21 protein-coding genes are annotated in these 20,391 nt (G+C 64.6%); 13 read left to right on the top strand and 8 right to left on the bottom strand.

Annotation, left to right across the window (positions count from 1 at the left end):
- Positions 1 to 6 precede the first annotated feature (6 nt).
- The 8 genes from G5C50_RS03775 (at position 7) to G5C50_RS03745 (ending at position 6,646) form a co-directional block, all read left to right on the top strand.
- Positions 7 to 414, top strand: a complete 408-nt coding sequence (locus tag G5C50_RS03775; protein WP_165065161.1) for a cytidine deaminase — start codon at positions 7 to 9, stop codon at positions 412 to 414.
- Between the two features lie 82 nt (positions 415 to 496).
- The gene (locus G5C50_RS03770; protein ID WP_165065158.1) at positions 497 to 1,465 is read left to right on the top strand and encodes a DnaJ C-terminal domain-containing protein; all 969 of its coding nucleotides are present in this window, start codon (positions 497 to 499) and stop codon (positions 1,463 to 1,465) included.
- A gap of 51 nt (positions 1,466 to 1,516) precedes the next feature.
- A complete protein-coding gene (locus G5C50_RS03765) occupies positions 1,517 to 1,825 on the top strand; it encodes a chaperone modulator CbpM (protein ID WP_165065155.1) in 309 nt (102 codons plus the stop codon).
- Between the two features lie 18 nt (positions 1,826 to 1,843).
- Positions 1,844 to 2,104 carry a hypothetical protein gene (locus G5C50_RS32210; RefSeq protein WP_206107571.1) on the top strand — a complete coding sequence of 87 codons (261 nt, stop codon included), beginning with the start codon at positions 1,844 to 1,846 and terminating at the stop codon, positions 2,102 to 2,104.
- On the top strand, positions 2,101 to 2,487 hold the full coding sequence (gene rnpA / locus G5C50_RS03760; RefSeq protein ID WP_240906949.1) for a ribonuclease P protein component: 387 nt from the start codon (positions 2,101 to 2,103) through the stop codon (positions 2,485 to 2,487). The genes G5C50_RS32210 and rnpA overlap by 4 nt, the downstream gene beginning before the upstream one ends.
- Positions 2,484 to 2,708 carry a membrane protein insertion efficiency factor YidD gene (gene yidD, locus G5C50_RS03755; RefSeq protein ID WP_165065152.1) on the top strand — a complete coding sequence of 75 codons (225 nt, stop codon included), beginning with the start codon at positions 2,484 to 2,486 and terminating at the stop codon, positions 2,706 to 2,708. Before rnpA ends, yidD begins: the two co-directional genes overlap by 4 nt.
- A 171-nt stretch (positions 2,709 to 2,879) precedes the next feature.
- Entirely contained in the window at positions 2,880 to 5,213 is a 2,334-nt protein-coding gene (locus tag G5C50_RS03750) for a hypothetical protein (RefSeq protein WP_240906948.1), read from the top strand.
- A gap of 26 nt (positions 5,214 to 5,239) precedes the next feature.
- Complete coding sequence (locus G5C50_RS03745) at positions 5,240 to 6,646, top strand: c-type cytochrome domain-containing protein (RefSeq protein ID WP_165065146.1); 1,407 nt, start codon at positions 5,240 to 5,242, stop codon at positions 6,644 to 6,646.
- A 16-nt stretch (positions 6,647 to 6,662) separates the two neighbouring features.
- On the opposite strand, the gene G5C50_RS03740 is transcribed toward G5C50_RS03745, so the two are convergent.
- The 3 genes from G5C50_RS03740 to G5C50_RS03730 form a co-directional block, all read right to left on the bottom strand.
- Complete coding sequence (locus tag G5C50_RS03740) at positions 6,663 to 8,336, bottom strand: serine/threonine-protein kinase (protein WP_165065143.1); 1,674 nt, start codon at positions 8,334 to 8,336, stop codon at positions 6,663 to 6,665.
- Between the two features lie 32 nt (positions 8,337 to 8,368).
- Positions 8,369 to 9,178 carry a zinc ribbon domain-containing protein gene (locus G5C50_RS03735; RefSeq protein WP_165065140.1) on the bottom strand — a complete coding sequence of 270 codons (810 nt, stop codon included), beginning with the start codon at positions 9,176 to 9,178 and terminating at the stop codon, positions 8,369 to 8,371.
- Between the two features lie 63 nt (positions 9,179 to 9,241).
- Positions 9,242 to 10,246: a DUF1501 domain-containing protein gene (locus tag G5C50_RS03730; protein WP_240906947.1), complete on the bottom strand. Its 1,005-nt coding sequence runs from the start codon at positions 10,244 to 10,246 to the stop codon at positions 9,242 to 9,244.
- A gap of 460 nt (positions 10,247 to 10,706) precedes the next feature.
- Here G5C50_RS03730 and G5C50_RS03725 point away from each other — a divergent pair, with 460 nt between their 5' ends.
- Complete coding sequence (locus G5C50_RS03725) at positions 10,707 to 12,329, top strand: TolC family protein (protein WP_165065134.1); 1,623 nt, start codon at positions 10,707 to 10,709, stop codon at positions 12,327 to 12,329.
- A gap of 82 nt (positions 12,330 to 12,411) precedes the next feature.
- Here the strand turns inward: G5C50_RS03725 and G5C50_RS03720 are convergent, their stop codons facing one another.
- The 3 genes from G5C50_RS03720 to G5C50_RS03710 all read right to left on the bottom strand — a co-directional run bounded on the left by G5C50_RS03720 (position 12,412) and on the right by G5C50_RS03710 (position 15,011).
- Positions 12,412 to 12,843: an ArsR/SmtB family transcription factor gene (locus G5C50_RS03720; RefSeq protein WP_165065131.1), complete on the bottom strand. Its 432-nt coding sequence runs from the start codon at positions 12,841 to 12,843 to the stop codon at positions 12,412 to 12,414.
- A 382-nt stretch (positions 12,844 to 13,225) separates the two neighbouring features.
- The gene (locus G5C50_RS03715) at positions 13,226 to 14,167 is read right to left on the bottom strand and encodes an SCO family protein (RefSeq protein WP_165065128.1); all 942 of its coding nucleotides are present in this window, start codon (positions 14,165 to 14,167) and stop codon (positions 13,226 to 13,228) included.
- A gap of 64 nt (positions 14,168 to 14,231) precedes the next feature.
- Positions 14,232 to 15,011, bottom strand: a complete 780-nt coding sequence (locus tag G5C50_RS03710; RefSeq protein ID WP_165065126.1) for a creatininase family protein — start codon at positions 15,009 to 15,011, stop codon at positions 14,232 to 14,234.
- A gap of 180 nt (positions 15,012 to 15,191) precedes the next feature.
- Between G5C50_RS03710 and G5C50_RS03705 the strand changes: the two genes are divergently transcribed.
- From G5C50_RS03705 to G5C50_RS03695, 3 genes are all read left to right on the top strand, one after another.
- Entirely contained in the window at positions 15,192 to 16,421 is a 1,230-nt protein-coding gene (locus G5C50_RS03705) for a Glu/Leu/Phe/Val family dehydrogenase (RefSeq protein ID WP_165065123.1), read from the top strand.
- A gap of 35 nt (positions 16,422 to 16,456) precedes the next feature.
- Complete coding sequence (gene purB / locus G5C50_RS03700) at positions 16,457 to 17,887, top strand: adenylosuccinate lyase (RefSeq protein WP_165065120.1); 1,431 nt, start codon at positions 16,457 to 16,459, stop codon at positions 17,885 to 17,887.
- A gap of 129 nt (positions 17,888 to 18,016) precedes the next feature.
- A complete protein-coding gene (locus tag G5C50_RS03695) occupies positions 18,017 to 18,658 on the top strand; it encodes a hypothetical protein (RefSeq protein WP_165065117.1) in 642 nt (213 codons plus the stop codon).
- A 102-nt stretch (positions 18,659 to 18,760) separates the two neighbouring features.
- Here G5C50_RS03695 and rpsU read toward each other — a convergent pair whose 3' ends face one another.
- A complete protein-coding gene (gene rpsU / locus G5C50_RS03690; protein ID WP_240906946.1) occupies positions 18,761 to 18,955 on the bottom strand; it encodes a 30S ribosomal protein S21 in 195 nt (64 codons plus the stop codon).
- A 310-nt stretch (positions 18,956 to 19,265) separates the two neighbouring features.
- Entirely contained in the window at positions 19,266 to 19,460 is a 195-nt protein-coding gene (gene csrA / locus G5C50_RS03685) for a carbon storage regulator CsrA (protein ID WP_165065114.1), read from the bottom strand.
- Between the two features lie 444 nt (positions 19,461 to 19,904).
- On the opposite strand from csrA, the gene ispF reads away from it, so the two are divergent.
- Positions 19,905 to 20,381 (top strand): 2-C-methyl-D-erythritol 2,4-cyclodiphosphate synthase, encoded by a 477-nt coding sequence (ispF, locus tag G5C50_RS03680; protein WP_165065111.1) that lies wholly within the window; start codon positions 19,905 to 19,907, stop codon positions 20,379 to 20,381.
- The last annotated feature ends 10 nt before the right edge of the window (positions 20,382 to 20,391 follow it).

Below are 20,391 nucleotides of genomic sequence, written 5' to 3'. Positions count from 1 at the left end.
TCCACAATGATCTCCGACGACGAGATCGACCGGCTGCTGGCGGCTGCGAAGGAAGCGGCCGCCAGAGCCTATTGCCCTTACAGCAAGTTCCGCGTCGGAGCGGCCGTCCTCACTGAGTCCGGCGCGATCGTCGCGGGCTGCAACGTCGAGAACGCCTCGTACGGTCTCACGATCTGCGCCGAACGGAACGCTGTGTTTCGTCTGGTCGGTTCGGGCGAACGTCCCGAGATCCGCGCCGTGCTGATTTACACGCCGACGACGACGCCGACAGCACCCTGCGGCGCCTGCCGCCAGGTGCTCAACGAGTTCGGCCCGAGCTGCGAGGTCGTCTGCCGCTGCGACGGTCCGGACGAAATCAGGACGACCCTCGACAAGCTCCTCCCGTCGGCGTTCGGCCCGCGCAACCTGAGTTGACGCGGCTTCGCTTGGAATCACCGCCGCGGCGAACTAGAATGGAGCGGGTCGATCATCAGGGCCAAGTGGATCGTAAGCCGTTATGCCTGATCGTGATTACTACGAGGTCCTCGATGTGCCGCGGGATGCGAATCCCGACGCCATCAAGAAGTCCTACCGCAAGCTGGCCCGGAAGTATCACCCGGACGTAAACCCGGGGGACAAGTCCGCCGAGAAGAGCTTCAAGGAAGTCCAGCAAGCGTACGACGTCCTTTCCGACCAGGAAAAACGGGCGATGTACGACCGCTACGGCGCCGCCGGCTTTGAAGGCATGGGCGCCGGCCCTCGCGCGGGCGCTTCGGAATGGGCTTCGCGGTTCGGCGGACAGGGCGAAGAGACGTTCGACTTCAGCGACCTCATCGGCTCCTACGCCCAGGGGGGCGGAGGCGGCGGTGGAGGAGGGTTGTTTGAAGACCTCTTCGGCCGGATGCGCGCCGGGGCAGGGGGAAAGGCAGCCCGTCCTCAGGCCGGCCGCGACGTCGAGGCCCACCTGACGATCCCGTTCCTCACGGCCGTTCGCGGCGGTCAGACCTCGATCCAGGTTCAACGCAGCGACGGCAAGAGCGAGACACTTACCGTCAAGATCCCGCCCGGCGTCGACGAGGGGGCGAAGCTCCGCCTCAAGGGACAGGGCGAGCCAGGCCCCAAGGGGGCTCCGGCCGGCGACATGACGATCATCGTCTCCGTCGAGCCGCATTCGTACTTCAAGCGCGAGGATCGCAATCTCCTCGTCGAGGTGCCTCTGACCGTCGCCGAGGCCGTCCTGGGCGCCAAGGTCGACGTTCCCACGCTCGACGGCATGAAGCCGGTGCCGATCCCCGCCGGAACCTCGAGCGGCCAGAAGCTTCGGCTCAAGGGGCAGGGCGTGCCAGGCTCCGCCGGCAAGCCGGACGGCGACCTGTTCGTCGTCGTGAAAATCGTCGTCCCAAAAGGCGTGGACGACGAGAGCAAGCGTCTCATCGAGCAATTCGCCGACCTCAACAAACAGAGCCCGCGGGCCGGGTTGTGGTGACCGTCGCCCTCAGGGAATGAGCGCTCCTCAGCCCAGGATTGCGAGCCGGCCATGAACGAACCGATCATCCCTCGCGAAACCGTCGCCCAGGGCCTGTCGATCTCACCGCAGGTTCTGATCCGTTATGAAGAACTGGGCCTCGTGCACTGCGTGCGTTCGGGCGAGGTCCAGGGCTATGAACCCTCTCAGGTGCGCCGAATCTGGTCGATCGTCAGCTACCAGCGCGACCTTGGCGTGAATCTGGCCGGGGTGGAGGTCATCCTTCGACTCCGCGACCGAATGACTCATCTGCACGACCATCTGTCGCGAATGGCCGATGATCTTCGCGACATCCTGGACGCCCGCGACCGACCTTCTTAATCCCTCTGCAGGCCGAGCATGACTCCCGATCGACCTCCTGAGTCCCGGCTTGCCCGAATCCTCCACGAACATCCGGAGGCCCGCGGCCGTCTGAAACGGGCGGTCGGCGGCTTGTTGTGGGTGGTGCTCGCTTCGGTCGTCGCGATCGCGGTCCTCGGCGTCTGGCATCTTCGGCGGCGAGCCGACCTGATCCGCGCCCGACTCGGTACCGTCCGAGGCGGCGCACTCACCGACCATTCTCCGTCTGAAGCCGAATCGAATCAGGGAAGCCCCGAGTGACGACTCCCGACCAGACTTTCCGCCCCCACGAACGCATCAAGGACCCCGCCGACTTCCGTCGGGCGTTCGACCGCAAGCGCTCGGTCTCCGACGCCGTCCTGATCGTCTACGGCGTGGAGAACGGTCTGGAGCACGCCCGGCTCGGCATCTCGGTCTCGCGCAAGCGGGTGCGAAAGGCCTCGGCGCGAAACCGGATCAAGCGACTGATCCGCGAAGCTTTCCGGCTGTCGAAAGCCGATCTGCCGCCCGGCGTGGACCTCGTCGTCCTTCCCCGTGCTCCACAGGCCGAATTTGAGGCGGTCCGCTCCTCATTGGCGACTCTTGCTCGCGACGCCGCCCGCCGCCTCCGCGCGCCAAGGCGCGAGCCGAAGCCCTCGCCATGAGCCTCTCTCGTCCTCTAGTAGCCCTGCTCGTCGGCCTCATCCGCGTCTACCAGAAGACGCTCAGCCCCCTGTTCGGAAACGTCTGCCGCTTCCACCCCAGTTGCAGCAACTACATGATTGAGTCCCTGCGCAAGTATGGGCTCATCGTCGGCTTCACCAGAGGCGTCCGGCGTCTCAGTCGATGCCACCCCTGGAGCCCCGGCGGTTACGACCCCCCTTGAGCGCGTGCGATACCTCCCAGGACCTCTTGCGCGATCATTGACAAACAGCCTCCGGCGTGCGAGGTTAAACCGACGTTGGAGACTTCTCCACGACGACGGCTCCCACCGCGGCGTCCCACCTCGCCGGCCGTAACGGGCGAGAAGCAACCACTGCACGGAGCTGGAACCATGATGCGACCAGGTCGCTTGGGGCTTGCGGCGATGGTCGTTCTCGCCGCCTCGACCGCCGTTAGGGCCGCCGATCCGCCGAAACTCACGGACGCAGCCCCGCTGGGTATCAAACGCGGCGAAGCCGTTGAGGTCACGCTCTCAGGGGCGAATCTGGGTCCCAACCCTCGGCTGGTTGCTCCCTTTGCGTTCCAGGTGGAACCGCTGCCTCCGGAACGGAGCAAGCCCGAGGCCTGGGCCTTCCGCCTGTCGGCCCCGGCCACAGTCGCCGTCGGCTCTTACCCGATTCGCGTGCAGACCGACGACGGGATCTCCAATCCCTTGCTCTTCTCGGTCGGCCAGCTCCCTCAGGTCGCCGAGGTCGAGGAGAACAACCGCTTTGAGAACGCCCAGGCGATCGCGGCCACCCCGGCCGTCGTCGAGGGCCGTGTCGCCGGGAATGACGTCGATTTCTATCGCTTCGCTGGGAAGAAGGGGAAGCGGATCGTCGTCGACGGCCAGTGCGCGCGGATCGGGTCAGGCGTGGACCCTTCGATACGTCTTTCGCAGGCGACCCCGACCCGTCGATTCGTCGCGGCGGCCGACGACACCCCGGGCCTCCTTACCGACGCCCGTCTCATAGCCGAACTGCCCGAGGACGGGGACTACATCGTCGAGATTTCCGACTCGCGATACGCCGGGGGCGGCCGACCGGTCTATCGGCTGGTGATCGGCGAGGTTCCGGTTGCCGAGGAGGTGTTTCCCCTGGGCGGCCGCAACGGGGAAACGGTGGGCCTTGAACTTCGAGGCGGGACCTTCCCCGAGCTTCACCCGGCGGTTGCTCGACTTGCTCCGCTTGCTCACACATTCTCGCACTGGCCCCGACTCACGGTCGACGGCCTCGATGTCGAGTCGCTCCGATCTCTGACCGTCTCCGACCTTCCGGAACTCCGCGAACCGGTCTCCCCGGACGCAGCCCCGATCCGCGTCGCGGCCCCGGTGGTTCTCAACGGTCGGATCGATACGCCGGGGGACGAGGACCGTTTCATCGTCGCGACGTCGCCGGGGGCGAAGCTCAAGATTCACGTCGACGCATTGCGGCTTGGCTCGTCGCTGGACGCAGTTCTGCAGGTGCTCAAGCCGGACGGCGGCGTCGTGGCCACGGTCGACGACCAGACCACGCCCGGGCCGATGCGTAACGGCGCTCAGGCCAAGATCGTCGATCTCGACCCGCAGGTCACGGCGACCGTTCCTCCCGACGTTCACGAGTTGACGCTGGTCCTGCGGGACCTGGAGAAACGCGGCGGTGTCGGCTTCCCCTACAGGATCGTCGTCGAGCCGGCACTTCCCTCGTTCGACCTGGTGCTCGACGCCTCGGACGTCAACGTCCCGCGCGGGGGATCAGCGGTTGTCAGCGTCACTCTGAGTCGCCAGGAAGGGTTCAGCGGCCCGGTTACGCTGACCGTTCTCGACCCGCCCGCCGGATTGACCTTCCGGCCGGGAAACGTGGCGGCCGGGCAGGTGAGTGGGAAGCTTTCACTCTCGGCCGCGCCCGACGCCTCGTTCGCCGTGGCCGATCTCAAGATCGTGGGCGAGGCTCAGGGGCCGAGCGGGCCGATGCGACGAGCGGCGACCCGCCGCGAGATTTTCGCCCAGCAGGAATACCTGGCGACGAACGTCCTGGAACTCGACGCCCTGGCGACGGCCCCCGCCGCGCCCAGCCTCGTCACGATCGATGCGCCGGCCGGCCCCATCGAGGCCGTCCACGGCCAACCGGCGACGATCCCAGTGAAGATCGCCCGGACCACCGGCGCTGATGCCGCGATGGACGTCACCGCCCTCCCGCTCCCCGCGGGGATGACGGTCGCTGCCGTGAAGGTTCCGGAAAAGGCCGATCAAGCGACGATCTCAGTAGTCGTCGCGGCGGAGGCTCCGCTTGGCCTGAGCACGCTTGGCTTTCAGTCCAAGGGAAAGTTCGCCCCAGGCGAGCGGACGATCGCCGCTCCCGTTGTTGCGTTGAACGTCGTTCGCCCCGTCGAACTCAACCTGGAGAAACCCGTCGTCGAGGCCCCTGCTGGCGCTACGGTTGAACTCAAGGGGAAGGTCGTCCGCAAAGGGTCGTTCAGGGACCCCGTCGTGGTGAAGGTCGACGGCCTCCCGGCGGGGATCAAGGCGGAACCGGCGACGGTCGCGCCGGAGGCGACGGATTTCATCGTCAAGCTCGTCGCCGAGGCCGGGGCCAAACCAGCGGACGCTGCCGCCAAGGTTCTGGCCGCTTTCCAGATCGATAAGAAAGACTACGCATTCCCACCGTCGCCGTTGACCGTGAAGGTCGTCGCGCCGCAGCCGCCGAAGTGAACCATCGCCTCTCCGGGAGTTCGCGCATGCCTTCGTTCCCTCGTTCGCGAAGCATCTTCGTCTCGATGCTGTTCGTGGTCGTCGCCTCTGCGATCGCCGAGGAGCCCCCCGCCACGCCCAAGCCGGTGAGCTTCATGGCGGACGTGGCGCCGATCATGGTTCGGAATTGCATCGCCTGCCACAACGCTCGGAAGCCCGAAGGCAAATATGTGATGACCACCTTCGCCAAGCTCGCGAAGGGAGGCAAGGTCGGCGAGGACGCCAATCTGGAGCCCGGCAAGCCCGACGAGAGCTACCTGATCGAGTTGATTCGCCCCGAGGGCGAGCCCCGCATGCCCTACAAACAGGATCCGCTCTCGGCCGCTGATATCGCCCTGATCGAGCGTTGGGTGACCGAGGGAGCGAAGTACGACGGCGCCTCGGCCGACGAGGACTGGACATTCCTCCTTCGCAAGTCGCGAAAGGTCGAGCCCCCGGAGTCCTATCCCGTCGCCGTGCCGATCACGGCGCTCTCCTTCTCTCCGGACGGCTCTAAGGTCGAGGCCTCGGGATACCACGAGGTCACGGCCTGGAAGACAGCCGATGGAGGACTCGACGGCCGGCTCAAGGGAATGCCCGAGCGCGTCTACGACATCGCCTTCAGCCGTGACGGCAAATGGATGGCCACCGCGGGCGGCGACCCAGGGCTATACGGTCTCGCCAAGCTATGGGCTGTGGAAGCGGGCTCGCCTCCGAAGCTCGTTCGCGATCTTGCCGAGGCTCAAGACGCCGTCTTCGCCGTGGCCTTCTCGCCCGATGGCTCTCGCGTGGCGACCGCCGGGGCCGATCGCATCCTGCGCGTCTACGATACAGCCAAGGGAGACCTCGTCTTCCAGGTCGAGGACCATGCTGATTGGATTCTCGACATCGCCTTCAGCCCCGACGGCAAGCTCCTGGCCACGGCCAGCCGCGACAAGACCAGCAAGGTCTTCGACGTCGAGAAGAAGGAGTCGCTGGTGACGTTCCCCGGCCACGCCCAGCCGGTCTACGCAGTCCTCTTCGCGGCGGACGGCAAGTCCGTCGTCTCGGGAGGAGGGGACTCCCTCGCGCGGGTCTGGACGATCGACGGCGAGGCCAAGGAGGTCCGCAAGATCTCCGGCTTCGGCGGGCCGGTCTTCGCGATGAGCTTCACTCCCGACGGCAAAACCCTCGTCGCCGCCGGCGGCGACGACAAGGTCCGCCTCTTCAACTTCGCCGACGGCAAGGCGCTGCGGACTCTCGACGGCCACAAGGACTGGATCTACGCCGTCGCCGTTTCGCCCGACGGCAAGACCGTCGCCTCCGGCTCGTGGGACGGCGAGGTCCGCACCTGGAACGTTGAGGACGGTAAACCGGGTCAGACCTTTTTCGCAGCCCCCGGTTTCAAGTCGGCCGGCGTCCAGGCGGCGAAGTGAGCGACGGAATCTAGCTTTAAACGGTCGGGGCGGTGACGGGTTGGACCTGGGCCTGCCACCACGCCTCGGCCTTTTCCTCGTTCCAGTCGGCGGCCGAGGAGCAAGCGGCCAGGGCTCGGGCCATTGCTTTCGCGTTCGGGTAGCGTTCGTTCGGATCCTTGGCGAGGCACTTGAGGATCACGTCTTCCAGATCCTCGGGAACTCCGTCCAGCAGCTTCGACGGCGGCACGACCGGGTCGCGAACCTGCGAAATCATGATCGCCATCGACGTCGAGCCATGGAACGGGGTTTTTCCGGTCAGTGCGTAGTAGGCGATCGCTCCCAGAGCGTAGACGTCGGTACGACCGTCGACAGGGGCGTCGCCGGTGGCCTGTTCCGGGGCCATGAAGGCGGGGGTGCCGCTGACGCTGTGATCGGTTGTCAGTTCGGGGGCGCTGGGGTCGGTTAGCTTCACCAGGCCGAAATCGAGGATCTTCGCCACGTCGGCCTCTCCGCCTCGTAGAGCGACAAAGATGTTGGCGGGCTTGAGATCCCGGTGAATGATCCCCATCGAGTGCGCCTCGGCAAGGCCGCCGCAAACCTGGCGCAGAAGATAGATCAGCCGTCCCGAAGGGACCGGTCCGTGCTGCTTCACAAGGTCTTGAAGCGTCATGCCGGGCAGGTATTCCATCACATAGTAAAAGGTTCCGTCCTCGGTCCGCCCGTAGTCATAGATGGCGATCGTGTTCGGGTGCGACAACCGGGCCGCCGACTTGACCTCGCGCTCGAAGCGGGCGACGGCGAGGGGGTCGGCCCCGTCTTCGCCCTTGATCAGCTTGAGCGCAGCCGGGCGTTTGAGCATCTGGTGCTCTGCCATGTAGACCTCGCCCATGCCGCCGACGCCGATCTTGCGACCGAGTTGGTACTGGCCGAACTTGCGGGCGTCGTGCAGATCCTTGCGGAGGCCGTTGAGGATGTGGGCTGCATAGATCGCCAGCGCGGCGCCGCAGAGCAAGGCCACAACGTTCGACCCCGCGTGCTCGGGCGAGCGCATCGTCTCAAGTTCGCGGACCAGATCGGGGTGCTCGTATTCCATCAACAGCGTGAAGGCGATGACGGGGACCACCGCCATCGTCAGGATCACCCTCGCCGCGGAGGCCGCGTCGTTGGGTATCAGCGCTCCGTACAGGACCATCAGCATGATCGCGCCGATGACGCCGTTCTTCATGTAGGTGGCCATGGCGAGTGCGTCCCCCTGACGGAGGTACTCGATGCTCACCAGATACTCGGCCAGCCCCAGAAGGAGGATCATCAGGCCGAAGAGCCCGTACTCAATCCCCTTCACCGTGGACGCTGAGAGCGGCTTGCGACTGTACAGGAGAGCCGCAGTGCCGACCGAGACGATCACGCGGGCGACCTTGATCAGGGCGACGCCCCGATGCAGGTAGAGCGTCCCGCTGAAGAGGCTCCAGGTCAGTAGGGCCGTCGTTGCGCCGGCCATGAACAGGGCGGCCGCCGCGAGCCTGCGACGACGAAGGTCGTGGGTCTCCGCCGCCAGGCTTCCCTGAGACGCTTCGCCGATCGGCGCGGGATTGTCGACGCGCTTGGTCGGGCGCTCGTCCTCGAACGGCCTGGGAAAGGCTTCCGTCGGAATCAAGTCGATCACGTCCCCCGCCTCGGGAGCGGGCGAGCTTTGCTGGTCCGTACTCATGGGCTCTGGCTCGATCGGTTGCGGCGGGAGGTTCAGCGGTCCAAGGTGAAAAACTTCGGCTTGGCTGCATCCTTGTCCGCCGATTTGGCGGAAAGCGACGGCAGCAAGGCGAATGCCAGAAGGACCGCGGCGATCGTCAACAGGGGGGTTACCACGCGCTTGGTGGGCCGTCTCATCTGGTTCCAGTGATCCATCATATACTTGATCGTGAACGGCGGGATCAGGAACATCAATCCCGTGCCAGGCCCCTCGCGAAAGGGAACGGCCACGAGATTGGCGAGACCCGTAATCAGGCGGCCGATGTTCAAAAGCACCACGGCCTCGGCCCCAAGCAGAGCCAGGCTGCGGTTGTGCATCGTGGCTCCGATCAGCAGAAGCATGATGAAGGGAATCGACAGCAGATAGGCGAATTCGTTGATGTTGCGGAGCAGCTTGGCGATCGACCGCCAGCTATGACGCCACATGATGGTCGCCCGACCGGCCGGTCCGGCCGCATCGTGAGCCGCCTTCAGGGCCGGGATGCTGTAGTCTTCGACCACGTTGTAGGGCTTCGAGTCGCCCAGGTCGTCATCGATGGGCGGCGCCTTCACATCGCGTTTGCGAACGCCCGGCATTCGGTCGATCGTCAACGGGGCGAGCGCGACCTGACTGGACATGTGCTCCAGCCATGCGGGACCGCCGCCTTCCTCGTCTCCCGCAGATCCTGCCGCGACGGCGACCGGCTTCGGCAGGGGGACGGTGATCTTCTGCCCGCACTTCTTGCAACGGCCCAGCTTACCCGCCGCCTGGTCGCTGACCTCGAAGCGGGAGCCGCACTCCGAGCAGAAGAAAACGATGCTCATCCGGAACGTCCTCCACGAACACTCTTCGGCTCGCTCCTCGATTCGTCAATCGCCGACGATTCCTCAAGAGAATAGCTCATGGATCGCGGCGGCGGGAACCACGTCGCCGATCGAAGACGTTTGAAGACCCAGCACTTGGTGAACGGTCGCCAACCATTCGAGGGGCGAAACCGGCCGGTCGACCGGCGCGGACGCGCGACCGTCGCTGGCGCCGACGACCTGACCTCCTCGAACGCCGCCGCCGGCCATGGCCGCGCTCCAGACGCCCGGCCAGTGGTCTCGACCGCCCGACGTGTTGATCCTCGGCGTCCGTCCGAATTCCCCGACCGCGGCGACCAGTGTCGTCGAAAGCAGGCCGCGGGCCTCCAGGTCGTCGAGAAGTCCAGAAAACGCCCGATCGAACGTCGGCAAGACGACCTGGCGATAGTCTTCGAAAGTGCTGAACGGCCGGGTGCCGTGGCAGTCCCATGAAACGGCGTCAAAGACGGTATCGTACATGTTGACGGTGACCACCCGGACACCGGCCTCGACCATCCGCCTCGCCGCCAGGCATCGGCGACCGAACGGAGTCGCACCGTAGGACTCGCGAACCTCCTCCGGCTCGCGGGAGAGATCGAGCGCTGAGTCAGCGGCCAGGATGTCGAGTCGATCAGGGTCCAGGAATTTCGGTCCGAACTCGACGCCCAGATCACCTGCCGTCTGGCCTTTTGGCAGTTGCACGCCCGTGTTCCGAATGGGACCGGGGGTGACTACGAAACCGGGAACTCCGCCCAGAAGCTTCGCGGCAGCGGCGCCGAAATGGGCCTGATCGTCCTCGCGGCTGACCCGACCGGTCTGAAGGAGTTGCAGACCGGTCTCATGGATCGGGGCTTCGTCGTGATTCATCGAGCGAATCAAAGCGATCTTATCCATCCGAGACGCGAGGCGCGGCAGATGCTCGCTGATTCGAACACCAGGGATCGAGGTCGCGATCGAGTCGAACGGTCCGCGCACCTCCAGCGGGGCGTCAGGCTTGGGGTCCCATGTCTCAAGCTGGCTCGGCCCGCCGACCAGCATCAGAAGAATCACGGAACGATCGCTTGAATTCGGGGCCGCGAGCGTCGTGGCTCTGGAGCCAAGAAGCTCCCATGCGCCCAGGCCAACTCCACCCAAACGAAGGAAGTCGCGGCGATCGAGCCTCAGTTGATCCGGCTCAGTTCGTCGTTCGTTCCGGCTCATCGACGGCCTCGCTTGTTAGACGAATCCTCCTGATGCGACTCCCTCGATAACCTAACCTCTGGGACAGGTCCAGGATAGTGCTTGCTCCCAAAGCCCCTCCCGACTGGATTGCTACGGTTGCAAAGACTGCGAAGACTGCGCGGTCCACCGTCACCAGATTAAATCCCGGTTAACTCGGCTAACTGGGGAAGATCGCTTCAATCATCGATCGGACTGGGGACGATAAGCCAGGTGACGAGGAGTCCCGAGGACGCGGGTCGGGCGGATAGGACGGCGCCCTGGCGCTCGGATCAATCGGAGGAGGATGAGCGTGACGACCCGAAACGGCTGGAGAATCTGCGCAGTCGCCGTTCTGTTCGTAGCGACCCATGCCGCGACCAGCGAGCGGGCGTGGTCCCAAGGCGTGGTGGGCGAAGTCGAGCAGATGCTACCGCAAGCATTGGGAGGGGCGACCCCGGGTTCTCAGGAGTCGCGTCTCGGGACGGCTCCTGGAACGGATCAGGGGCCGTTCGGCGTCCAACCAGGCCGCGATCAACCCCTGATGGGTGCCGGCGGTGGCACGGCCATCCCGCGCGTGCCGGCCTCGATCAGTGCTCCCGACGCCGGCCCGACGCCTCGACCGAGGGCCATCGGCGCTCCCGAAGCCCTGCCGGTCCCGAGAGCCCAACTTTACGGCTCTCTCGCTCTCCCAGACGAAGAGGAGGCAGCGCCGCTCCCCGGCGCAATGGGACTCGACGAGGCGATCAACCGACTGTTGGCTGAGAACCTGGATCTGCGATCGAAGTCGCTGGAAATCCCCCAGGCTCGCGCCGACGTCCTGACAGCCAGCCTCCGGTCGAATCCCATTTTATTCGCCGACAGTCAGCTCATCCCGTATCAGCCCTATTCTAATCAACGAACCGGCGGTCCCGTCCAGTACGATGTGAACATCTCCCACCCCGTCGATTTTTCGCACAAGCGGAGAGCCCGCACCGAATACGCTGCGAGAGTCGTGAACGTCGTCGAGGCGCAGTATCAGGACGCCGTCCGGATCGAGATCAACAATCTGTACACCGCCTATGTAGACGTTCTCTCCGCCCAGCAGATCGCTCGATACGCCAAGGCAAGCGTCGAGGGATTCGATCGACTTATCAGGGCGACCCAACTTCTTTATGAGAAGGATCTCGCGACCCGGGCTGACGTCAGCCAGGTGCGCTCCCAGCAAGAGATCGCCCAGGTCGGCTTAATCGACTCCGACGAAAACCTCCGCCGAGCCAAACGGACGCTCGGGGTCATGTTGAACATCCCCCCGGATCAAGCCGAGGGGCTGGAGTTTGCAGGCTCGATCGAGGATCGTACCGAACCGCCGCCGTCTGTCGATGAGTTGGTCCATATGGCCCTCACCTGCCGGCCGGACGTCGTTTCGTTCCGCATGGGTGTGCACGCGGCAGAGGCCGGATTCAAGATGGCCGTGGCGAACCGATATCAAGACGCCTACGTCCTCTACCAGCCGTACACGTTCCAGGACAACTCGCCGTTCGGCACCAAGAGCGCACACTCCTGGGCCCTTGGGTTGACGGTGCCGATGCCCGTCTACAACCGCAATCAGGGGAACATCGAGCGGTCGCGGATCAACATCGAGCAATCCAAGATCGAGTTGGCGAACATCGAACGACGGGTTCAGAATGAAGTCGTCCAGGCGGCCCGCGAATACGCCGTCACCCGCAACATCGTCCAGAAAATCCGAACCGAGGTGATTCCGTCCTCGGAGCAAACCAAGAACGACCGCTTCGCCCTGTTCCAGAGCGGCGAACCGAATACCACCGTCGTCTCGTACCTTGAGGCGCAACGGGCCTACAATGACAACGTGAAGGCTTATCTGGACACGGCCGTGCGACATCGCCGAAGCATGCTCAACCTGAACACGGTTGTGGGTCGTCGGCTCGTTCCCTGATCGAATCGCGCGATCAAAAGCAACAGGGCCGGGCTCGCCTTGAGCGAGTCCGGCCCTGTTGCTTTTTCAGAAACGATCGCCGTCAAGCGATGAGGTTCTTGACCACTCGCGCGAGTTCAGCGCCGGTCTCGGTCAGGCTGTAGAAGTTGTTCTTGCCCTGACGGCGGGGAGCGATGATGTTGCCGTGACGAAGCAGGGCCAGGTGGTGGCTCACCGCCGGCTGGCTCTGGCTGAGTTGCGAGCAAAGGGCGCCGACGTGACGCTCGCCCTCCGCGAGGATCAGGATCACCTGGAGACGGGTGGGATCGCTGACGTGCTTGAGCAGGATCGAGGCTCGTTTGGCCTGCTGGAAACGATGGTCCACGGCCTTGACCGACTTGGCCCGAGCGCCGACCGCCTTGGGGGCGGACGCCTTCGGGGCAGCCGCCTTGGGCGTGGACGCCTTCGGCGCAGCCGCCTTGGACGTGGTTGACTTGGAAGCGGACGCTTTCGGGACGGCTTTAGCAACTGCCATGAATTCGACCTCCGACAGCGGGGAGTGACTCGAAGGGTGCAACCGCGGAGGCGACCGAGACGAATCAACCTTGAGGCGACGACGCCCCAGAGGCGATCGACGACGGCGGTCGTCGCGGGGCCGGCGCCCACGCAAGACGACCGTGGTGAGAAGCCGGACCAAGAGCACATACTACGAGTCGCTCACGACCTTGCGCGAACGTATCTCGACGTGGGTGCTTGTGGACATCTTATAGTTCGTTGATTTCTTGTCAACGACAATTCGCAAACTTTTATCGCGCAGATTCGTCCATTTGTTGGCGCGTCTCGGTCGCGGCTCCAACCGCCGGCTTGGTCCCTCGATTCGAGGGTAGGAGTGGGGATAGGAGGGGAGGGGAGGGCCGTCAATCGGCTTTCGAAGGGGATGAGCCGTCTGGAAGCGCGCCAGCGACGGTCTTCAGCATGTCGGCGGTGGTCCAGGCGTTGTCGCGCGTGCCCACGTCCAGGCGCACGAGCTTCCCATCAGGGCCAATAACGGCCGTACAGAGGTTGTGGACGATTTCCGATTTGACGGGGCCGAACATCAGGCCGAAGAGAGGGGCGATCCGGGCCAGATCGTCGTGAGTGGCTGAGGCGTACGTCCAGACGGGGGGAACCGCGCCTCGGATCGCCGCATGTTTGCGCAAGACTTCGGGGGTGTCATTGTCGGGGTCGAAGGAGAGCGAGACGAGGCGGACATGAGATGCTCGGCTGGCGGTCGCCGAGACGGCCCGCGCCAGATCGGCGAACTTTCGATCCATCGCCGGGCAGAACTCCGGCAGCGGGCATCTCGTATAAATGAACGTCAGGACGACGACCGATCCCCGCAGGTCGGACAACTTCCGCGTCGTGCCATCCTGGTCGAGCATCGTGAAGTCGGGGACCACGTCGCCAGGCTGGAGCCGCGTCGTCTGCGCGACGACCTTCGGCGTTCCTTTCGTCAAATCCTGCAAATCCAGCGTCTTGACCGCCGGCTTGACGACCGACATTCCGACAACCTCGTAGTCGACGACGTTTCCCGCCTTGGACTTGACTCGAAGCTTCCCCTCCACGTGGTCGCCAGGCTGAAACTCCGTGAAGTCGGTCCCTTCCGGCATGCGGAAGGGCATGGTCATGGCGACCATGAACCCCGGAATGTCCTCGTGTCGGATGACGAGCGTCCTGTTGTTCTCGTCGACCTCGCGCACCTCTCCTTTAAGGGTGTATTCCTTGACATCGAGAGGCTTCCCAAGGCCTTCGAGAGTCTTCCCGCAGCCGGAGAAGAGAGCGAGAACCAGGAGCCCGGCGCAAGCGTAAAACCTCGTCATAATCCGACCTCCTGAAATGAGATCCTCAGCGTTCCAGGCCCCTCCGCGCCTCGCACCGATTCCCTCAGGACGTGGGTCGGAAAGGAAACTCGGCGTCGAGCGGCGAGGCGGCCAGATCGACCAGGAAGCCGGCGATCCGTTCGGTCACGAGCTTCGCGTAAGCCTCGCCCTTGGCGGCGGTGGCGGCGCGGGGATCGCCGGAGCCCGAATTCGTGGTTAGGAGATGCCAGGGACGAGTCAGTTCCACCCAGCCGTTGGCGACGGCCTCGAACCGCGTCGGCCGAACGGCCCCCTCGTCGGCGGCGTTCAAATCGACAAGCTCGGGGAAGAACGCCAGGCCCATGCTGGTCTCCATCTCACCGGCATGGTCTTCCTTCTTGACGAAGATCTCGGGGCTTCGATCCAGGCCGACCCGAAACCAATGGCACAGGAACAAATGAACGGGCGTCGACCCGTGCAGCTCGCGGAGAACCCATTTCAGGTCGTTGCCGCCGTGTCCGTTCAGGAGGAGGAGCTTGTGAACGCCATGCTTGGCCAACGAGGCGACGAGATCGCCGACAACCTGCGCAAGAGTTGACGGATTCAAATTCATCGCTAGGGGAAATTCCATCTGGTTGGTCTCCGTCCCGTATGGAATTACGGGGAGCTGGAGGACCCTGGCCCCTTGCGCCGTGGCGAGTTCACAGGCTTTCTCGGCAATCACCTCGACCTGAAAGGTATCGGTCCCGTAGGGCAGATGGAGGTTGTGGGGCTCGGTGGCGCCCAGAGGGAGGACGGCGACGTCGAAGGCTGGTGCGGCCTTGACCTGGCCATACGTGATCTCGGCGAGCTTCCACGGGGTCATCGAGCATCCTTCCGACGGGTCGGGCCAGTCGTTCGGTCGCGGCGAATAGGGCGCCCCGAGGGTTGGGGCGAGTCCGCCATTGTGGTTGCGGGTGGGTGGGGCGGTCCGTTAGGATCGCACGGGGCGGCTCGTGCGTCCGTCCCGCCCTCTCTGCTCCGTTATCCCGGGAACGGCGTCGCGATGCAAGCGTTCGAGGCCACGAGCCACTATTTCGACCAGGCCGCCAAGCTCCTCGACCTGTCCGACAACATTCGGACGCTCTTGATCACGCCCGACCGCGAGGTCCGGGTCGAGGTCGTCATCGAGATGGATTCGGGCCAGATCGGCAATTTCATCGGCTACCGAGTGCAACACGACAATTCTCGGGGACCGTTCAAGGGAGGGCTCCGCTACCATCCCAAGGTCGACGAGGACGAGGCGCGGTCGCTGGCGAGCCTGATGACCTGGAAAACGGCCCTCGTCGACATCCCTTTCGGCGGAGCGAAGGGGGGGATCAACTGCGATCCGACCAAGCTGTCGAAGGCTGAGATCGAACGCCTGACGCGCAAGTTCACGGAGAAGATTCACGACATCGTCGGCCCGGTGAAGGATATCCCCGCGCCCGATATGGGGACCGACGCCCAGGTGATGGCCTGGATCATGAACGAATACGGCAAGTACGCCGGCTTCACTCCGGCCGTGGTGACTGGTAAGCCGGTGGAGTTGCATGGTTCGGCCGGCCGAGAGGCCGCGACCGGTTACGGCGTGGCGATCGTCACTCGCGAGATGTTGAGCCGCATGGGGCGCTCGGTCGGAGGTTCAACGGTCGCGATTCAGGGATTCGGCAACGTCGGCAGCTTCACGGCGAAGTTTCTCGCCAAAGAGGGGGCGAAGGTCGTCGCCGTCTCCGACGCCTACGGCGCCCTTCGGAATCCTGAAGGGATCGATGTTGAGGCGCTCGCGCGACACGTCTCGTCCGTTCGCAAGGTCGTCGGCTTCGAGGGCGCCCAGCCGATGCCCGCCGAGGATCTCCTGAAATCGGATGTGGACGTGCTCGTCCCCGCTGCGCTCGGCGGGGTGTTCGACAAGGCCGGAGCCGAGGCCGTCCGCGCCAAGCTGATCGTCGAGGCAGCCAACGGTCCCACCTGGCCCGAGGCCGACGAGGTCTTCAACGCCCGGGGCATCCCGGTGATCCCCGACATTCTCGCGAACGCCGGCGGCGTCATCGTCAGCTACTTCGAGTGGGTCCAGAATCTCCAGAACTTCCGCTGGCCGCTCGAGCAGGTCCAGCGCGAAGAGGAGAAGAAGCTCACCGACGCCTTCCATGACATCTATGACCTCGCCGAACGCAAGAAAATCTCGATGCGGACGGCCGCCTTCTACCGAGCCATCGCCCGCGTCGGCCGCGCTCACGCGCTGGCCGGCATCTAACCCCACTCTGCTCCACTCCCGCGACAGATCGACGCATGAAAGACTATCAGACCTACGATAATCCGCTGATCGAGCGTTACGCCGGCCGAAAAATGGCACGGCTCTGGTCCCCGCAGACGAAGTTCTCAACCTGGCGGCGGCTCTGGGTGGCTCTCGCGGAGGCCGAGCGCGATCTGGGGCTCCGGATTGAGCACTCGCAGATCCATGCGATGCGGGCGAAGGTGGAGGAGATCGACTTCCCCGCCGCCGAGGCCTACGAGCGTCGATTCCGCCACGACGTGATGGCCCACGTCCACGCCTTCGGAGACGCCGCTCCCGAGGCCCGGGCCATCATCCACCTGGGGGCGACGAGCTGCTACGTCACGGACAACACAGACCTGATCCTCACCCGCGACGCCCTCGCCCTTGTGCGCGACGGTCTCGTGAGGGCGATCACTTCGCTGGGGGAATTCGCGGCGAAGTGGAAGGATCTCCCGTGTCTCGGCTACACCCACTTCCAGCCCGCTCAGCTAGTGACGGTCGGCAAGCGGGCGACGCTCTGGTGCTATGAGTTGATCATGGATCTCGGCGAGGTCGAGCGCCGGCTGGCCGACCTCCGCTTCCTGGGCGTGAAGGGGACCACGGGCACGCAGGCGAGCTTCCTGGCGCTCTTCAACGGCGACCATGAGAAGGTCCGACAGCTCGACGCCCGCGTCGCGGCCGCCTTTGGCTTCGACCACACCTATCCGGTGTCCGGCCAGACGTACTCACGCAAGGTCGACTCGCTGACCGTGGCCTCACTGGCGTCGATCGCCGAATCCGCTCACCGCTTCGGCATGGACCTACGGCTGTTGGCTCACGAGCGCGAGGTCGAGGAGCCGTTCGAGTCCGAACAGATCGGCTCGTCGGCGATGGCCTACAAGCGAAACCCGATGCGGGCCGAGCGGATGTGCTCGCTGGCCCGATACGTCATGAGCCAGGTCCCAGGCATTGCCGACACGGCTGCGACGCAGTGGCTGGAGCGGACCCTGGACGACAGCGCGATCCGTCGCCTGATCCTCCCGCAGGCGTTCCTGGGGGTCGACGCGCTCCTCGCTCTCTACAACAATGTGATCCCGGGACTCGTCGTCCATCCGCCGGTGATCGCCAAACACCTCGCTGAACAGCTTCCGTTCATGGCGACGGAAAACCTCCTGATGGCCGCCGTACAGGCCGGCGGAGACAGACAGGCTCTTCACGAGCGGATTCGCATCCACTCGATGGACGCCGCGGCTCGGCTCAAGGCCGGAGGCGATTCCAACGACCTGATCGATCGTCTCAAGAACGACCCGGCTTTCCCGAAGCTCGATTTCGACGACGTCATGGAACCCTCACGGTTCACGGGTCGTTCGTCCGCCCAGGTCGACGAGTTCATCGAGGCCGAGGTCGAACCGATCCGCAAGCGTTTCTCCGGACTTTCGGAAGACGCCGTGGAGATCCGAGTCTAAGTAGGACCCGGTCGTCGCCCGATCGAACCTCGTCGCTTAGGTTTTCGTTGAAAGGCGTGTCGGCACGGACGCGGCTGGTCGCACCGACCGGCCGCGTGCTTCACCCAGACCCCTTCGACGAGGATCAAGATGCCGGGTGAATCTCATCGAAATGGGCAGCGACGTGCGCTGCTCGCCGTGGAACTACTCGAGAGTCGCAAGCTTCTGTCGAGTTTCAGGGCGGGGCCGTTTCACGCACGAGCGGAAGCGGCGGCTCTCGTTCGTCAAACCCAGCCGACTCGACCGACAGCCGATCGCTGGTCGTGGCTGGCGAACACGTACTGGTACGTCCCGACGCCGAACCTTGACGCCGTCGTGTACGAGCCGAGTACGGGGGCGGTGGCGATGGTCCCCGATCAGACGGTCTACCATATCTCCGGCTATCGGAGCGGTTACTTCTGGGGGGAGACCGTCACTCAGATCGGCCAGGGATCGCCGACAAGTTCAGCGCTCGTCGGCTCAGTGACGCCCCAGGGTCGACTGCTCCTGACGTTTACGTCCTCGACGGGCACAATCACCGGTTATGGCGTGATGAACCGCAAGCACGGCGTCTGGACGATGGAAAACCAGATGTTCACCGGCGATAGCGGATCACAGGTCGGCCACTGGGCGTACATGGTCCCGACTCGTCCAGGAACGTCTAGCTGGCGTTCCCTGCCGTCGGCGGGGGTCTCCGTCCCGACGTTCATGAGTTATTACAACGCACCGACCCCCACGCCCGTCGGTTCGTAAGACGCTTTCGAAAAAGGAACGACGCCCGGCGACCGCGAAGGCTAATCCTCCTTCGCGGTCGCCGGGCGTCGAGATTTCTGATTCGTGGCGGGATCCGATCGATCAGACCCGGGAGCCCTGGTGCTGGCGGGCCTTGCGGAGCCGCTTCAGCTCCTCACGACGGCGCCGCTCGCTGGGCTTCTCATAGTACGCCTTGCGCCGCATCTCCTTGCGGAGTCCGCTGCGCTCGCAGAGCTTCCGGAACCGTCGGACCGCTTCCTGGATCGACTCCCCTGCACGAACCCGTAGCTTCACCACGTTGATCTACCCTCTTTCCCTTCTGATGGATCGGACCGGTATCGCCCTCCGAACCGGCGGCCCCGAGGAAACGTGTATGCCAGCCACCGCCCTGCGTTCGCGACCGGGACTTCGACGCAGCACTCAGGCCGAGTCGACTGGGCCGCCGAGGCTTGCTCGGGCCCCCCTCACCTCGATCGTCGCGAATCGCACGAACCGGCGGGAAACCGAAAGTATACCGAAGGTCATGGCCTCTGGCTAGCTTCGGATTCGACCGTCCTCGCGGATTTCTCCAATCCTTCAAGCGGGATCAGAGCGATTCGAGCGCGATTCAAGCACCGACGAGGACGCCGTGCTCAGCGCGACCAGCAGCCTGCTTGGCCAGAAGCTCTTCGCGGTAAACCTTCACGTCGCTCGGGGCCTCGATGCCGAGGCGGACCTGGCCGCCCTCGACCTTGACCACCGTGATCACGATTCCGCCGTCGATGACGATCTTCTCGTTGACCTTGCGGCTGAGAACCAGCATGGCAAACCTCCGTGCTCGATGGCTGTAGCGTCTTGCGATTGAGTTAGCGTCCTTTGCCGGACCCTCGCCGACCCTCTCCAGGTCAGCGTCTCGGGCCCACAGCCCTGGTCGCCGATAACGATTGAACCATAAGCAGCAACAATGCCGCCGTCCACAAAGGGGCCGCGTCCTCAGCACGTAAACCGTTAGCTGGCAAGAACCAAAAAATTTCTCAAGTCGATCAAGGGACACGGCCGAAATATGATCGTCAGTACAGAGGCGCCACCTTCCCTTCCCAAAAGGTAAAAGGCCCTTTGCAAAATGGGAATGAAAACCGGGTGGGTGGCCCAGGGGTGGTCACGGGCCGGCGGAGCGGGTACCATCGGCTGCGCAGGTCGATGCGCATGGGCGGCGGGCCCCGTCGACCCCAACCACAGGGATGGACCAGGATAGGACTGTCGAGCCGTGCGCGTCGGAATCGGCCATGATACTCATCGATTAGTTGAAGGTCGGCCTTTGATACTGGGTGGTCTTCGAATTGAGCACCCACTGGGGCTTGCCGGCCATTCCGACGCCGACGTCGTCTGCCACGCCCTGGCGGACGCCCTCCTGGGCGCAGCGGCGCTGGGGGACATCGGCGAACACTATCCAGACACCGACCCCAAGTGGCGCGACCTGGACAGCACCCGCCTGCTCGCAGAGGTCGTCGACCTCGTCGCCGCCAACGGCTGGAAGCCCGTGAACGTGGACGTGATCGTTCACGCCCAGGCCCCGAAGCTCGGCCCGCACAAGGCGACGATCCGGGCTAACCTCGCCAGGTTTTTGGGCCTGCCGGAGTCGGCCGTGAACGTGAAGGCGAAGACCGGAGAGCACGTCGGCCCCGTCGGCCGGGCCGAGGCGATCTGTTGTCACGCCGTAGTTTTGCTTGAGCCCCGCCGCTGAAAGCCAAAAG

This window comes from Paludisphaera rhizosphaerae (assembly GCF_011065895.1).
In the GTDB taxonomy this organism is placed as follows: domain Bacteria; phylum Planctomycetota; class Planctomycetia; order Isosphaerales; family Isosphaeraceae; genus Paludisphaera; species Paludisphaera rhizosphaerae.
This window is presented reverse-complemented; position numbering and strand designations above follow the sequence as displayed.